The 14,841-nt window shown below is 65.2% G+C and carries 12 protein-coding genes; 9 read left to right on the plus strand and 3 right to left on the minus strand.

The window, feature by feature from the left end:
- Positions 1 to 65 precede the first annotated feature (65 nt).
- From OPU69_RS06140 to gspH, 7 genes are all read left to right on the plus strand, one after another.
- On the plus strand, positions 66 to 2,792 hold the full coding sequence (locus tag OPU69_RS06140; protein WP_498509796.1) for a TonB-dependent receptor domain-containing protein: 2,727 nt from the start codon (positions 66 to 68) through the stop codon (positions 2,790 to 2,792).
- 195 nt (positions 2,793 to 2,987) lie between these two features.
- Positions 2,988 to 3,896, plus strand: a complete 909-nt coding sequence (locus OPU69_RS06145; RefSeq protein WP_081097042.1) for a type II secretion system protein N — start codon at positions 2,988 to 2,990, stop codon at positions 3,894 to 3,896.
- A complete protein-coding gene (gene gspD, locus OPU69_RS06150) occupies positions 3,893 to 6,088 on the plus strand; it encodes a type II secretion system secretin GspD (RefSeq protein WP_498509798.1) in 2,196 nt (731 codons plus the stop codon). The genes OPU69_RS06145 and gspD overlap by 4 nt, the downstream gene beginning before the upstream one ends.
- Before the next feature lie 92 nt (positions 6,089 to 6,180).
- Entirely contained in the window at positions 6,181 to 7,680 is a 1,500-nt protein-coding gene (gene gspE, locus OPU69_RS06155; protein ID WP_060978759.1) for a type II secretion system ATPase GspE, read from the plus strand.
- Positions 7,673 to 8,881 carry a type II secretion system inner membrane protein GspF gene (gene gspF, locus OPU69_RS06160; RefSeq protein ID WP_498509800.1) on the plus strand — a complete coding sequence of 403 codons (1,209 nt, stop codon included), beginning with the start codon at positions 7,673 to 7,675 and terminating at the stop codon, positions 8,879 to 8,881. Before gspE ends, gspF begins: the two co-directional genes overlap by 8 nt.
- Before the next feature lie 11 nt (positions 8,882 to 8,892).
- Positions 8,893 to 9,363 (plus strand): type II secretion system major pseudopilin GspG, encoded by a 471-nt coding sequence (gspG, locus tag OPU69_RS06165; RefSeq protein ID WP_498509801.1) that lies wholly within the window; start codon positions 8,893 to 8,895, stop codon positions 9,361 to 9,363.
- A gap of 27 nt (positions 9,364 to 9,390) precedes the next feature.
- Positions 9,391 to 10,083: a type II secretion system minor pseudopilin GspH gene (gspH, locus tag OPU69_RS06170; protein ID WP_498509803.1), complete on the plus strand. Its 693-nt coding sequence runs from the start codon at positions 9,391 to 9,393 to the stop codon at positions 10,081 to 10,083.
- Here the strand turns inward: gspH and OPU69_RS06175 are convergent, their stop codons facing one another.
- The 3 genes from OPU69_RS06175 to ypfJ form a co-directional block, all read right to left on the minus strand.
- Positions 10,084 to 11,250, minus strand: a complete 1,167-nt coding sequence (locus tag OPU69_RS06175) for an alpha-hydroxy acid oxidase (protein WP_498509805.1) — start codon at positions 11,248 to 11,250, stop codon at positions 10,084 to 10,086.
- A 161-nt stretch (positions 11,251 to 11,411) separates the two neighbouring features.
- The gene (locus OPU69_RS06180; protein ID WP_498509807.1) at positions 11,412 to 11,939 is read right to left on the minus strand and encodes a hypothetical protein; all 528 of its coding nucleotides are present in this window, start codon (positions 11,937 to 11,939) and stop codon (positions 11,412 to 11,414) included.
- Positions 11,940 to 12,024: 85 nt separating this feature from the next.
- On the minus strand, positions 12,025 to 12,906 hold the full coding sequence (gene ypfJ, locus OPU69_RS06185; protein WP_498509916.1) for a KPN_02809 family neutral zinc metallopeptidase: 882 nt from the start codon (positions 12,904 to 12,906) through the stop codon (positions 12,025 to 12,027).
- 140 nt (positions 12,907 to 13,046) lie between these two features.
- Between ypfJ and OPU69_RS06190 the strand changes: the two genes are divergently transcribed.
- The gene (locus OPU69_RS06190) at positions 13,047 to 14,201 is read left to right on the plus strand and encodes a patatin-like phospholipase family protein (RefSeq protein WP_060978725.1); all 1,155 of its coding nucleotides are present in this window, start codon (positions 13,047 to 13,049) and stop codon (positions 14,199 to 14,201) included.
- Between the two features lie 18 nt (positions 14,202 to 14,219).
- Positions 14,220 to 14,810, plus strand: coding sequence for a DUF4893 domain-containing protein (locus OPU69_RS06195; RefSeq protein ID WP_498509809.1), 591 nt, complete (start codon positions 14,220 to 14,222; stop codon positions 14,808 to 14,810).
- Positions 14,811 to 14,841: the final 31 nt, after the last annotated feature.

Raw genomic sequence — 14,841 nt, forward strand, 5'->3', positions numbered from 1 at the left:
TGACCGGTTACGGGGCGGCGGCGACACCACGCCGCCGCCCCTTTTTTGAATTTCTGGAGGGACATATGGCGAAGTTCACGCCGCTTTCATTCGCTGCATTGCTGATGGTCAGCTCGGCGCTGGTTTCGCCGGCGGCCTTTGCCCAGGAGGCGCCCGCGCCCCAGGCCGATGCTCCCGCCGCCCCCGCTGCCGATGCCCCGGCCGAAGACGTGCCGGCCGAAGACGATATCGAGATTTCGGGTCCGGGTGCCGGCGGCAACAGCGAAATCGTGGTGCGCGGTGTCTTCATCCCCAATGTGATCAAATCGACGCCCGAAGTGGTGTCGGTGCTGAGCGAAGCCGATATCGCGCGCACCGCCGATGGCGATATTGCCGGGTCGCTGCAGCGCGTGACCGGTCTCAGCGTCGTCGGTGGCCGCTTCGTGTTCGTCCGCGGCCTGGGCGAGCGCTATTCGCTCGCGCTGATGAACGGATCGCCGCTGACCTCGCCCGATCCGCTGCGCCGCACGGTGCCGCTCGACATCTTCCCGACCAGCGTCATCGCCTCGACCACTATCCAGAAGAGCTATTCGGTCGATTATCCCGGCGAGTTCGGTGGCGGCGCGATCAACCTCACCACCAAGTCGGTGCCGCGCGACCCGTTTTTCAAGATCGAGTTCAGCACCGGCGGCGACACGATCACCACCGGCGAGGTCGGCTATACCTATTTCGGTTCGTCGACCGATTTTACCGGCTTCGACAATGGCGCGCGCACGCTGCCGCGCAACCTGCGCGATGCCTTCGCCTCGGGCAACCCGATCACCGCCGGCGCCAATTTCACGGCAGCCCAGGTGCGGGACCTGACCGCCAGCCTGGCCAATGCCAACACCTCGCTCATTCAGCGCAACAACAACATTCCAGTCAATTTCTCGGGCCAGCTCAGCGGCGCGACGAACTTTCTGGTCGGTGACGTCAATATCGGCATTGTCGGTGCGGCCGGCATCAACAACACCTGGCGTACGCGCGGCGGCGTGCAGCAGATTTCGCAGGGCATCGTGCCGCAAAATGGTGTCGACGCGCTGCTGCCGGACATCAACTTCAACTATCTGACGACCGAAAACCGCATCGTGGTCAACGGGCTGTTCGGTGTCACGGCAGACGTGGGCGAGCACAAGTTCAAATGGACCAACGTGTTCATCCGCGACACGGTGAAGGACGCCTCGATCCGCGAAGGCATCGATGCGCGCATCACCGATACGCGCCTGATCAATCGCAGCCGTACCACCTGGTTCGAACGCCAGCTGATCAACACCCAGTTTGTCGGCGAGATGAAGTTCGACGACTTCCGCCTGAACTTCCGCGGCAGCTATGCCAATTCGCAGCGCGAAGCGCCGTACGAGCGGACCTTCGACTATACGTTCAGCGCCGCCGCGAACGATTTCGTCAACGACCTGCAGTCGGCGGGCGAGGGCGCACGCATCGCGTTCAGCGATCTCGATGACAATGTCTACGGCGCGAATGTCGATCTGGCCTATGAGACCGATATCGGCGTGCCGATCACCTTCACGGCGGGCTATGCCTATTACAAGAACGATCGCACGTCGATCCGCCGCGACTTCCGCTTCCTGAGCGGCCAGGGCCCGCTGCCCTTTGCCGTGTCGCAGCAGCGTCCCGATTTCCTGCTGTCGGACTTCAACGTCTACACCTTCGACGTGCGCCTGTTCGAAACCTCGGGTTCGAACGGTGCGGCGGCCTATGACGCCGGGCTGGAAGTCCATGCCGGCTATCTGCAGTTCGAGGCAGAGCTGGCCGACAGCCTGCGCCTGCAGGCGGGTGTCCGCTATGAGGACGGCGACCAGTTCGTTCAGCCGATCGACCTGTTCGGTCTGGGCAGCGCCAATCTGGTGCCCACCAGCATCAAGAAGGACGACTGGCTGCCGGCCGCGACGCTGACCTGGAACCTGGCCGAGAACATGCAGCTGCGTTTCGCGGCGTCGAAGACCATTGCCCGCCCGCAATTCCGCGAACTCGCGCCGCAGCAATATCTCGACCTCGAATTCGACCGCACGTTCTTCGGCAACCCGTTCCTGAAGAACAGCCGCCTGATCAACCTGGAATCGCGCTTCGAATGGTATTTCGAACGTGACCAGCGCCTGACCGCCGCGATCTTCTACAAGGACATCAAGGACCCGATCGAAAACCTGGGCTTCCGTCAGGGCGACAACTTCTTCACCACCTTCGCCAATGCACCCAAGGCGACGCTTTATGGTGCGGAAATCGAACTGGTGAAGTTCTTCGACCTGATCGATCTGGGCGGCACGTTCTTTGAAGAGCGCCGGATGCTGATCGCAGCCAACTATACCTATACCAATTCGGACGTGAAGGTGACCGCGCAGGACATGATCGCCGACCCGCTGAGCGGCGCGATGGTGGCGGCTTCGACCATCTTCCGCACCGGCGGCTTTGCGTTGACCGGCCAGTCGGACCATATCGCCAACATCCAGTTCGGCATGGAAAGCACCGGCGAACGGCTGTCGCAGCAGACCATTCTGCTGTCGTGGAACAGCAACCGCGTGACCAATCGCGGTCCGGCCGGCCAGCCTGACTTTGTCGAATATACCGGCCCGCGGCTGGACTTCGTCTGGCGCGAAGGCTTCAAGCTGTTCAACCGGACGGGCGAGCTGAAGTTCGAGGCGCGCAACCTGCTGAGCACCGACTATGTCGAGTTCCAGCAGCTCAACCGCTCGCTGATCCTCAACAACGCCTATGAGATCGGCCGCGGCTTCCAGATCAGCGCTTCGCTGGAATTCTGATCACGCGGGCGTCCGCCCATCAGAACATGAAAGGGGGAGCCGGGCACCGCACCGGCTCCCCTTTTTCGTTCGCGCCCATCGGGCTGCGCAGCATCACCTTCAAATATCTGTCACAAACTGGTAATCCAACCGTCACGGGCTGCGCCTAGCAGCATCGCGAGGCCATGGGGATCGGCCTGAAGCGGGGAGTGATTCGTGGCATCAGCGGCCCAGAATGGCGCGCAGACCGGCCTCAGTGCTTCGCTATCCCGTTTCCGTCTCGCACGGTTTCAGGGGCAGCAGAGCGGCTGGGCAAGGTTTTTCCCGCAGGGTCTTTATGGCTGGCTGCGCGCGCTGCTCGTTCTGGCGCTCATCATCCAGGTTGCCCGGCTCGTCTGGACCATTGTCACGCCCATCGCACCGCTGGGTGACTGGCAGGCGCGCACCGCCAATGTCATGTCACCCGCCGCGCGTGCCGCGCTTTTCGCCAGCTTCGACGGTTTCGATCGCGCCGCTGCCGGGGGCGGGGAGGCCAGTGCCGCCGTCACCTCGCTCGACCTCACGCTCTACGGCCTCAGGATGAACGAGGCGTCGGGCGGTGGCTCTGCGATCATCGCGGGCTCGGACGGGGTGCAGCGCAGCTATGCGGTGGGCGAGGAGGTCTCGCCCGGGGTCAAGCTGGTGCAGGTGCTGTTCGACCATGTCGTGCTCGAACGCGGCGGGACGCGCGAAAGCCTGTTCCTCGACCAGTCGGTGCCTGCCGAAACTGTGGGCGATGCGCCGATGACCGCAGCCCCAGCCGCCGGTGCCACGCCGCCGCCGACCGTCCAGGCGCCCGGCCCGCTCAATGCAGACGCGATCACCGGCGGCATCGGCTTTGCCCCGCGCATGGAAAATGGCCGCCCCACAGGCTTCGCTGTGACCCCCAAGGGCGATGGCGCGGTCTTTGCCCAGGCGGGCTTTCGCGCCGGCGACATCGTCGTCGAGATCAACGGCCGCAAGGTCAGTTCCGCCGCCGATGCCGCCGCGCTGACCGCTCAGCTAAAGCCCGGCGCTCGGCTTTCGCTGCAGGTCGAGCGCGGCACCGAAACCCTTCCCATCGCGATCATCATCCCGGAAAAATGAAAAAACACATCTCCCTTTTCGCGCTGGGCGTCGCCCTCGTATTCGCCCAGCCCGCAGCGGCGCAGCACAGCCTGAACGTGCGCGATGCCGATGTCCGCGCGTTCATCGAGGATGCAGCGCAGGTCACCGGTCGCACTTTCATCATCGATGGCAGGGTGCAGGGCAAGGTATCGGTGGTGACCGATAGGCCGCTGAGCCGCAGCGAGTATTTCGAGGTGTTCCTCTCCACCCTGCGCGCCAACGGTCTGATCGCGGTGCCGACCGCGAACGGTGCCTATCGCATCCAGCCGACCGATGGCGCGGCGTCCGCGCCGGGCCGGGTCGGCAGCCGCGGCGCGCAGAACGAGTTCGTCACCGAGGTGTTCCGCCTGCGCGCGATCGACGCGACCACCGCGGTCGAAACGCTGCGCCCGCTGGTAAGCCGCGAGGGATCGATTACCGCCAATCGCAGCGGCAACAGCCTGGTCGTGGCCGATTATGCCGACAATATTCGACGCATCCGCGCGCTGATCGGCCAGATCGACCGTGACAATGCGACCACGCAGGTCATCACCTTGAGTCATGCGGGCGCGCGCGAGATCGCGATGACGCTGCAGCAGCTCGCACCTGCACCCGGCGGCGGCGCGGAAGGCGGCGGCGGTGCGCCGCTGGTGTCGGTCGTTGCGGTGGATTCGAGCAATTCGGTCGCGCTGCGCGGCGATGCGCCGACGGTCGCGCGGCTGACCGCGATCGCCAAGGAGCTCGACGCGCGCGCGGCGAACGGCAGCGAAATCCGCGTGATCTGGCTCGATTATGCCGATGCCGAGCAGCTGGTGCCCGTGCTGCAGATGATGGTCGGCGCGCAGGGCGGCGGCGCGGTGACGCCGATGTCGGCGACCCCGGCGGCGGCTCCGTCCGCCAACGGCGCAGCCCCTGCTCCCGCAGCCGCAGTGGGCGGCGCTGTCGCGCTATCCAACGGGCGCGGACAGGCGATCATCACGCGCTATGAGGGCGCGAACGCCGTGATCATCTCCGCGCCGGTCGATGTCCAGCGCTCGCTCGCCGAACTCGTACGCCAGCTCGACATCCGCCAGGAACAGGTGCTGGTCGAGGCGATCATCGTCGAGATTTCGGACCGGGTGGCGCGCGAACTCGGCGTGCAGTTCCTGATCGGCGGCAAGGACATTCCTTTCCTCGTCACGCCGTTCAGCAACGTCTCGCCCAATATTCTCGATATCGCGGGCGGCCTGCTCGCCGACGAGCTCGACGAGACGACCACCGTCATCAACGGCAACACCGTCACCACCAGCAACAACAGCGCTGTGGGCAACCTGCTGCGCCAGAACGCGGCGCAGAGCATATTGGGCGCACGCGGCGGCTATTCGGGCTTTGCCGCCGATATCGGCAGCAACCGCGTGCTGGGCGCGATCATCAACGCAGTGCAGGAAGACAGCGAATCGAACATCCTGTCGACGCCGTCGCTGACGGTGAACGACAATGTGAAGGGATCGATCCTGTTCGGCCAGGAAATCCCGATCAGCACCGGCGAGGCGCTGTCGAACAATTTCGACAATGCCTTCCGCACCATCCAGCGCCAGAATGTCGGCATCGAACTTGAGGTGAAGCCGCAGATCAATGCGGGCAACCAGGTCAAGCTCGACATCCGCCAGGAGGTCAGCTCGATCGTGGGCCCCGTCAGCGACGATTTCAACGAGCTCATCATCAACAAGCGCGAGGTCAAGACCACGGTCACGGTCAAGGACCGCGAGATCATCGCGCTGGGCGGGCTGCTCGACGACAACGAGCGGCGCACGCTCCAGAAGATTCCGCTGCTCGGCGATATTCCCATCCTGGGCGAGCTGTTCAAGTCGCGCGGCAAGCAGCGGACCAAGACCAACCTGATGGTGTTCATCCGCCCGACCATCTTGCGCACCGCTGCCGACGCGCAGGCGATCGCCGCGCGCCGCTACAATTATGTCCGCGCCGCGCAGATCGAGTTCGACCCCAAGGCCGAGTCCTCGCTCGACAAGATCGTGCTCGAATATCTGGGTGCCAACGTGCCGGTTGCGCCGCCCGCCGGGCCGAACGATCAGGTGATCGCGCCGCGCGCCATGCCCGGCACCGCGCCGATCGACAGCACGACGCTGCCGCCCAGCCAGCCAGCCCAGCAACAGCAGCAGCAGGAACTCCCGCCAACCGGAGGCCAGCCATGATCATCCGCAAGGGCGATGCGCCGGACGAAGCCGCCGACACCGCCGTTGATGCCGAGCAGCCAGCCGCTGTCGAACGTACGCTGACCCGGGTGATGCTCGACATTCCCTATGGCTTTGCGCGCGACAATGGCGTGGTGATGCTGGGCGAGATCGATGGGCGGCTGAAAGTCGCGCTACGCGAGGGTGCGGACCCGGTCGCGCTGCTTGAGGTGCGGCGCTATCTCGCGATGCCGTTCGATGTCGAGCTGGCGCCGGTAGCGCAGTTCGAACGCTATCTGTCCGATCATTATGCGGTCGACGGCAATGCTGCAGCGATGGCGAGCTCGCTCAACATCGATGGCGGAGATCTCGAACTGCTGGCGGCCGATCTGCCCAGCGCCGAAGACCTGCTCGACAGCGCCGACGATGCGCCCGCGATCCGCCTGATCAACGGCGTGATCGCCGAGGCCGCGCGCCAGGGCGTGTCGGACATCCATATCGAGCCGTACGAGACCGGCCTCGTCATCCGCATGCGCATGGATGGCGTGTTGCAGGAAAAGCTGCGCATGCCGCCCAATGTCGCGCCGGTGATCGTCAGCCGCATCAAGGTGATGGCGCGGCTCGACATTGCCGAGCGCCGCGTGCCGCAGGACGGGCGCATCGGCCTCACCATCGGCGGCAAGCTGCTCGACGTGCGCGTCTCGACGCTGCCCAGCCGCGCGGGCGAGCGCGTGGTGCTGCGCCTGCTCGACAAGGAAAATGCGAACATGGATCTGGGGCTGCTGGGCATGAGCCCGCGCACGCACAAGATCCTGGCCGAGGCGCTGGCCGAACCCAATGGCATCATCCTGGTCACGGGCCCGACCGGATCGGGCAAGACGACCACGCTCTATTCCTGCCTCAAGCAGCTCAATGACGGTTCGCGCAACATGCTGACGGTCGAGGACCCGGTCGAATATGCGATCGAGGGCGTTGGCCAGACCCAGGTCAATGCCAAGGTCGGGCTGACCTTCGCCGCGGGCCTGCGCGCGATCCTGCGCCAGGACCCCGATGTGGTGATGATCGGCGAAATCCGCGATCACGAGACCGCGGAAATCGCGGTCCAGGCCTCATTGACCGGGCATCTGGTGCTTTCGACCGTTCACACCAATGACGCGATCGGCGCGATCACCCGCATGCGCGACATGAAGATCGAGCCGTTCCTGCTCGCCTCGACGCTTCGCGCGGTGGTGGCGCAGCGGCTGGTGCGGCGGCTGTGCCCCGAATGCCGCGAGCCGGTCCAGGCCGATGGCTCGCTCGCCTCGCTGCTCGGCTTCGACAAGGGCACCGTGGTCTATCGGCCGGTTGGCTGCGATGCCTGCAACCATACAGGCTTTGCCGGACGCATCGGCGTGTTTGAGGCGGTGCGGGTGGACGAGACCATCCGCCGCCTGATCAACGACAATGGCGACGAGGCGATCATCGCGCGGCACGCGTTCCTGAATGCGCCGAACCTCGGCTCGGCCGCGCGCGAACTGGTGCGCACCGGCCAGACCACGGCGGAAGAGGCGATCCGCATCTCGCGGCGCGAGGCCGAGCCACCGGCGGTCGCGCCTGAAACGATCGATGGCTGACTTTGCCTATCGGGTGATCGATGCCGCCGGGCGCGAGCGGGAAGGGCGCATTTCCGCCGCCTCCGACGCACAGGCGCGCGCCGCGCTTATCCGCAAATCCTTCCATATCGTCACGGTCAGCCCTGCACCGCCGCGCAAGCCGTTGCTGTCGCGCGATGCGACTGCGCGGCTCAGTCCCAAGCAGCTGACGCTGTTCACCCGGCAGATGTCCTCGCTGATGTCGGTCAGCCCGCTCGAAGAGGCGCTGCGGACGATCAGCCGCCAGACCGAGAAAGCGAACGCGCGCGCGGTGCTCACCAACGTGCATGGCGGGGTGATGGAGGGCCAGTCGCTCGCCGAGGCGATGGCGCGCGAGCCGCGCAGCTTTCCGCCGCTCTATCGCGCCATGATCAGCGCGGGCGAAAGCTCGGGCTCGCTGCCCGTCATTACCGAACGGCTGGCGATGCTGCTCGAACAGCAGGCCGAGGTGCGCGGCAAGCTTATCTCCGCGCTCGCCTATCCGATCATCCTGACGCTGGTCGCGCTGGGCGTGGTCGCGGGCCTGATGATCTCGGTGGTGCCGCGCGTGGTCGAGCAGTTCGACAATGCGCAGACCCAGCTGCCGCTGATCACGCGCATCGTCATCGGCATTTCCGCGTTTCTCGCCGATTGGTGGTGGGCCATTCTGGCGGCGATGCTCCTGGCGGGCCTCGCCTTCTGGCGCGCGATGAAACTGCCCGCGTTCAAATATCGCGTCGATACGCTGCTGCTGAAACTACCTTTCATCGGCCGCCTGATCCGCGACATGAACGCGGCTAGGCTCGCACGGACGCTCGCAACCATGGTGCAGAGCCGGTTGCCGCTGCTCGAGGGGATGAAGCTCACCACCCGCACCGTGCGCAACAGCGTATTGCGCGAGGCGCTGGAAGAGGCGGTGGAGGCAATCCGTTCGGGCGGATCGCTGTCTGCCGCGCTCAGGAATGCCGGGACATTTCCGCCGCTGCTCGTGTATCTTGTCGCCAGCGGCGAGAGCGCGGGACAGCTCGACATCATGCTGGAACGCGCCGCCGATTATCTGGAGCGCGAGTTCCGCAATTTCACGACCACCGCGATGGCGCTGCTGGAACCCGCGATCATCGTGGTGATGGGCGGGGCGGTCGCGCTGATCATCCTGTCGATCCTGCTGCCGATATTGCAGCTTCAGAACCTGACCGGACTCTAGAGGAAGACCCCATGTTGAATATCCGATCCCTGCTGTTGAAGCGTCTGAGCCACAAGAGCCGCAGACGCGCCAACGGCTTCACGCTGGTCGAGCTGATGGTGGTGATCTTCATCATCGGCCTGTTGGCTACCATCGTCGTCATCAACGTGCTGCCCAGCCAGGACAAGGCGATGACGGAAAAGGCGCGCAGCGACATTGCCACGCTGTCCCAGGCGCTCGAAATGTACCGGCTCGACAATCTGGCCTATCCGGGCACGGCCGAGGGGCTGAACGCGCTGGTCACCGCGCCGCCGACGCTCGCCCAGCCGGGCCGCTATCGCAGCGGCGGCTATATCAAGAAGCTGCCGCAGGACCCCTGGGGCCGCCCGTATCAATATGTCAGCCCCGGCACGACCGGTGCGTTCGACCTCTATTCGCTGGGCGCCGATGGCGCACCGGGCGGCGAGGCGGAGAATGCGGACATCAAGGCCGATGGGGCTTGAGGGCGCTTCGGAACCAGAAACTCACCCGTGGATGATTCGCCGCCTTTTTCCTTCGTCACCCCCGCGCAGGCGGGGGTCCCGCTTTTATCGCTATCTGGCCTAGCAAAGCGGGATTCCCGCTTTCGCGGGAATGACGGCGAGGGGTTGATTGCGTTGTCACCCTCACCCTTCCGGCGCTTCGCGCCTCCCTCCCTCTCCCGCCGGGAGAGGGAAGGGGCCCGCGACGCGGAGCGGCGTGGGAAGGGTGAGGGTGAGCAGGGCTTCACCCTGATCGAACTCATGGTGGTGCTGTTCATCATCGGCCTGGTCGCGGGAGCCGTCGTGCTGGCGCTGCCCGGCGACAGCGCGGCGCTGTCCGAGGACGCCGACCGCTTTGCCGCACGCGTCGCGGCGGCGCGCGACGAGGCGGTGGTGAGCGCGCGCCCGATCGCGGTGTGGATTGCGCCCTCTGGCTATGGCTTCGATGCGCGCCAGGACCGCGCATGGGTGCCGCTCAATGCGCGCACCTTGCCCAATCAGGACTGGAAGCCGGGGACAATCGCGCGGATCGAGCAGGCGGCTGTCGAGGGAGAGAAGGACAAAGCAGAGCAGGGCCGCGCGCGCTTCTGGTTCGATTCGACCGGCCTGCCCAATACGCCCGTGACGGTGGTGCTGGCGCGCGGGGCCAATAGCGACCGGATCGTGATCAGCGCGACCGGCGAGGTCGGCCGCCCCAAATAGTCACCGCCAGCGCAGGTTGCCGCGACCGAGCTGGTCGAGCCGGGTAACGCCCATCAGCTTCATGCCGCGCTCGATCTCGGCGCTGAGATTGGCGAGCGTCCGCTCCACCCCGCGCTGGCCGCCGGCGGCGAGCGCATAGAGATACAGCCGCCCGCCCGAACAGGCCTTCGCCCCGACGCTCAACGCCTTCAGCACATGCGTGCCGCGCGTGATGCCGCCATCGCAGATCACCTCGATCCGGTCGCCGACCGCATCGACGATCTCGGCCAATTGATCGAATGGCGCGCGGCTGCCGTCGAGCTGTCGTCCGCCATGGTTCGAGACCATGATCGCGGTAGCGCCGATATTGACCGCGCGGCGGGCATCCTCGACGCTCATCACGCCCTTGAGGCAGAAGGGTCCGCCCCATTGGCTGCGGATCTGCTCGGCCATTGCCCAGTCCATGTTCTGGTCGAGCATGGTGTTGAAATAGTCTGCGACCGAAATCGCGGCATTGGTGCCGGCGGCGACATGGCTTTCGAGATTGGGCAGCGAAAAGCGTTCGCGCCCCAGATAGTTGAGCGTCCAGCCCGGATGCGTCGCGAAGCTGATCGCGGAGGAGGGAGTCAGGCGCGGCGGCGAGGTGAAGCCGGTGTGCAGGCAGCGTTCGCGCTTGCCCGAGACGATGGTATCGACCGTCAGCGCCAGCGCGTCGAACTTCGCATCCTTCGCTGCCTGGATCAGCGCGGCGTTGAGCCCCTTGTCCTTGTGGACATAGAGCTGGAACAGCTTGGGGCTGGAAATGCTCTCGCCGATCTCCGCGAGGCTGACGGTAGCGAGCGAGGAAATGCCGAAGAACGTGCCGAATTTCTCAGCCGCCGCGCCGACCGCCTTCTCGCCGCGCCAGTGGAACAGGCGCTGGAGCGCGGTGGGGGAGAGGAACAGCGGCATGTCGATCCTGCGGCCCATCAGCGTCGTCGACATGTCGATATCGGCGACGCCCGCGAGCACATTGGGGACGAGATCGCAGTCCTCATAGGCCTGGGTGTTGCGGCCCCGCGTCACCTCGTCATCGGCCGCGCCGTCGATATAATGGAATACCGGATAAGGCAGCTTCTTGCGCGCCAGCTCGCGAAAATCATCGACCGTGTGGCAATCGCTCAGTCGCCGCACCGGAAAACGTCGCATGTCGTGCCCCTTCAAAATCCTCCCCGGGACGGGGAGGGGGACCGCGAAGCGGTGGAGGGGCAGCCGGATTGCACCTGGCTCCGGGCGACCGCCTGGACGCTTCCCCTCCGTCTCGCCTGCGGCGAGCCACCTCCCCTAAAGGGTGAGGATTTTGAAACAAGTCACTTCACTGCGTTCGGTTCCGGCGCGGATGGATATTTGCAGCCGCGCTGCAGACCGACGCCCTTCAAAAAGCTGCGGCGCACGACGCCCGCATAGACCGCCGCGTTATACCGCCGCTCCTGCGCCGCCGCGCCCGAAATCTCGCGGATCACGCCGCGAAACGGGATGATCGAATTTATGATCGTGCCGCCGACGCGTCCGGCAGTCGCCTTTCGCTTTTCGTCACGGCTGGCCTCATACGGCACGTCGAGATCCTCGCCCAGCACCGCGTCCATGTCGCCGATGGCGCTGCGAATCTGCGCGCAGGTCTTGATGCCGACCAGCGAATAGGGCTTGTCCTGGATGCGCAGCAGGTTTTCCGGAATATCCTTCTTGTCGATGCCGACATCCTGCACGGGCTGGGTGACGACATCCTCGGCCATCTTTTCGGTCGTCTTGGGCCGTTCGGCGGCCTGGTTCTGGGCCGCGGCGGGCAGGGATGAGGCCATCACGGCCAGAGTGGCGAAAGCGATCATCGAACGGCGCATATGTCTTCCCCTGTGGTTCGGCACCCGTTCAGGGCACCTGTTGCAAGCGCATACGCACCATCCGGGCAAAAGGCTGCGCCCCTTGTCAGAGGCGGGCCGCGCTGAACGTGTCGCACTGCGCCGGATCACCGGTGGAAAGCCCCTTCTTGAGCCAGGCCATGCGCTGCGCCGAGGTGCCGTGCGTAAAGCTTTCCGGAACCGGCCTGCGCCCTGCCGCCTTTTGCAGCGTGTCGTCGCCGATCGCGTTGGCGGCGGTCAGCCCTTCCTCGATATCGCCGGGCTCGATCCGCTCGCGGTTGCGCGCGGCCCAGACCCCGGCATAGCAGTCCGCCTCCAGCTCCATGCGCACCTGCAGCTCGTTACCTTCGGCCTCGCTCGCAGCCTGTTGCGCGCGACGGACCTCGTTCGAGCGGCCGGTGATCGTCTGGATGTGATGGCCAACCTCGTGCGCGATGACATAGGCCTGGGCGAAATCGCCCGCCGCCTGGAAGCGCGTGGCGAGTTCGTCGAAAAAGCTGGTGTCGAGATAGATGCCATTGTCCGCCGGGCAGTAGAACGGCCCCATCGCACTCTGCGCCGCGCCGCAGCCCGAGCGGCCGTTGCGGTCATAGAAGGTCAGCGTGGCGGGCTGATATTGCTGCCCCTGTTCGCGGAAGATCGCGCCCCAGGTGTCCTCGGTGCTGGCGAGCACCTGGCAGCTGAACTTGCTCTTTTCATCGACCGCACAGCTCTGCGCGGCATTCTGGCCGCCCGCTTGCGTCTGCACCGGCGCGCCACCGGTCATGCCCCCGCCCTGCATCAGGTCCATCGGATTGATGCCAAAGACCAGGGCCGCGATGCCCAGAATGATGACCGTGCCGATCCCCATCTTGCCGCCGCCGATCGGCAGGTTGAAACCGCCGCCTCCGCCACCGCTGCCGCGCTGGTCGGAAATATTGTCGCTGGTGCGATAATCGTCGAGCTTCATGTCCGGCGCTGTTCCCTTTTGCGGCTTGGCTTCGAACAGTAACACCGGAAGGTGCGATTTAGCACCATCGATTTTTTCGCGAACTGGTCTATTGTGCAGTGCGGCATAATTGCGCTGCCCCATGCCCTGGAGAAACTGGAATGCCCGCATCGCTCGAACAGATGGACCTGCAATCGGCCGCAGTGCCGTTGCCGCCGACGGTTGCCTTGCTGCTGCAGGGCGGCGGGGCGCTCGGCTCGTATCAGGCGGGCGTGTTCAGCGAGCTGGTCCGCCAGAATGTGCGGATCGACTGGGTTGCGGGCATCTCGATCGGCGCGATCAACTCGGCGATCATCGCGGGCAACGAGCCGCATGTCGCGTGCGAGCGGCTGCGCGAATTCTGGGAACTGGTGACCTCGGGCTCTCCGAATTTCGTCTGGGGCGACAGCGACGCGCTGCGCGAGATCAACCATTTTGCCGGCGCCGCTGCGGCCGCCACGGTCGGCGTACCGGGCTTCTTCCGCCCGCACCTGATCCCTGCGCCAATGGCCTGGCCGGGCACGCCGGCCGCGGTCAGCATGTACGATACCAGCGAGATGGCCAAGACGCTCGATCGCTTCGTCGACTGGGACCGGCTCAACAACGGCCCGGTGCGCTTCTCGGTCGGCGCGGTGAACGTGGAATCGGGCAATTTCTATTACTTCGACACGCGCGATCCGCAAGGTCCGCAGACCATCGATGCGCGGCATATCCTGGCCTCCGGCGCGCTGCCGCCCGGCTTTCCGCCGATCGAGATCAACGGCAAATATTACTGGGACGGCGGTTTGGTCAGCAACACGCCGCTGGCCTATGTGCTCGAGAACCAGACCAGCGACATGCTTGCGTTCCAAGTCGATCTCTTCCCCGCCAAGGGCGAGGTGCCGACCAAGTTCGCCGATGTGATGAGCCGCGAGAAGGACATCCGCTATTCAAGCCGCACCCGCCAGGTGACCGACTATTATCTCAAGCTGCGCAAGGAGCATGCCGCGCTGCGCAACGTGCTGGCGATGCTGCCGTCGGACATGTGCTCGCAACCCGATGTGCAGCGCGTGCGCGCTCTGGTGACCGACAATGCGGTCAACATCGTCCACCTGATCTACAAGGTGCAGAAATGGGAGAGCGGGATGCGCGATTTCGAATTCTCGCGCGCGACGATGGAAGTGCACTGGCAGCAGGGCATAGACGCGGTGCGCGCGACGATGCAGAAGGGCGACATCCTGGCGCAGAACATTCTGGACGGAAAGACCGCCGCGTTCGACCTTGCGCCGCACAAATAGCAAAGCGGGAGAGGCTCGATGCAATTTGGTTCGAAGGCGCTGGCGGCAATGGCGCTGCTGTCGGCAAGCGGCGCGGCGATCGCCGAGCGCTGGCAGGATGTCGCCACCCCCGCCGACGCCGCGCGACTGAAGCAGCGCGATGCGACCTTTGCCGCCGCGCTGAAAGAGGTGCGCGCGTCCGAATATGCCGGTGAACTGGCGAAGAACCCGCTGCTCTACGATCCCGACAAGCGCCTTGTCGATCCGCTGCCGCCCGAGGGCAAATACCGATGCGCGACGCACAAGCTGGGCGGGCAGTATCTGGCGTTCATCGCCTATCCCGATTTCGTCTGCGCCATCTATGGCTCTGGCGACAAGAGGCAGTTCGTCAAGCTCACCGGATCGCAGCGCCCGGTCGGCTATATCCATGCTGACACGAAGCGCAGCGGCGTGTTCCTGGGGTCACTGATGCTCGGCGACGATGCCGGGCTTGTGCCCTATGGCCGGGACCAGGAGCGCGATCTGGCGGGCACGGTCGAGCGGATCGACAAGGACCGCTGGCGGATCGTCTTTCCGCGGCCCTATTACGAATCGACGATGGACATTATCGACCTGCGACCGATGAAATAAGGGCTGCCGCCATCGTCACCCCCCGCGCAGG

Source organism: Blastomonas sp. 34TW (genome assembly GCF_059803595.1).

Excerpts from the sequence above, each read along its gene's own strand:
- OPU69_RS06140 (WP_498509796.1), top strand. The coding sequence starts at position 66 with ATGGCGAAGTTCACGCCGCTTTCATTCGCTGCATTGCTGATGGTCAGC.
- gspD (WP_498509798.1), top strand. The coding sequence starts at position 3,893 with ATGAAAAAACACATCTCCCTTTTCGCGCTGGGCGTCGCCCTCGTATTC.
- gspE (WP_060978759.1), top strand. The coding sequence starts at position 6,181 with ATGCTCGACATTCCCTATGGCTTTGCGCGCGACAATGGCGTGGTGATG.
- gspF (WP_498509800.1), top strand. The coding sequence starts at position 7,673 with ATGGCTGACTTTGCCTATCGGGTGATCGATGCCGCCGGGCGCGAGCGG.
- gspG (WP_498509801.1), top strand. The coding sequence starts at position 8,893 with ATGTTGAATATCCGATCCCTGCTGTTGAAGCGTCTGAGCCACAAGAGC.
- OPU69_RS06175 (WP_498509805.1), bottom strand. The coding sequence starts at position 11,250 with ATGCGACGTTTTCCGGTGCGGCGACTGAGCGATTGCCACACGGTCGAT.
- OPU69_RS06180 (WP_498509807.1), bottom strand. The coding sequence starts at position 11,939 with ATGCGCCGTTCGATGATCGCTTTCGCCACTCTGGCCGTGATGGCCTCA.
- ypfJ (WP_498509916.1), bottom strand. The coding sequence starts at position 12,906 with ATGAAGCTCGACGATTATCGCACCAGCGACAATATTTCCGACCAGCGC.
- OPU69_RS06190 (WP_060978725.1), top strand. The coding sequence starts at position 13,047 with ATGCCCGCATCGCTCGAACAGATGGACCTGCAATCGGCCGCAGTGCCG.
- OPU69_RS06195 (WP_498509809.1), top strand. The coding sequence starts at position 14,220 with ATGCAATTTGGTTCGAAGGCGCTGGCGGCAATGGCGCTGCTGTCGGCA.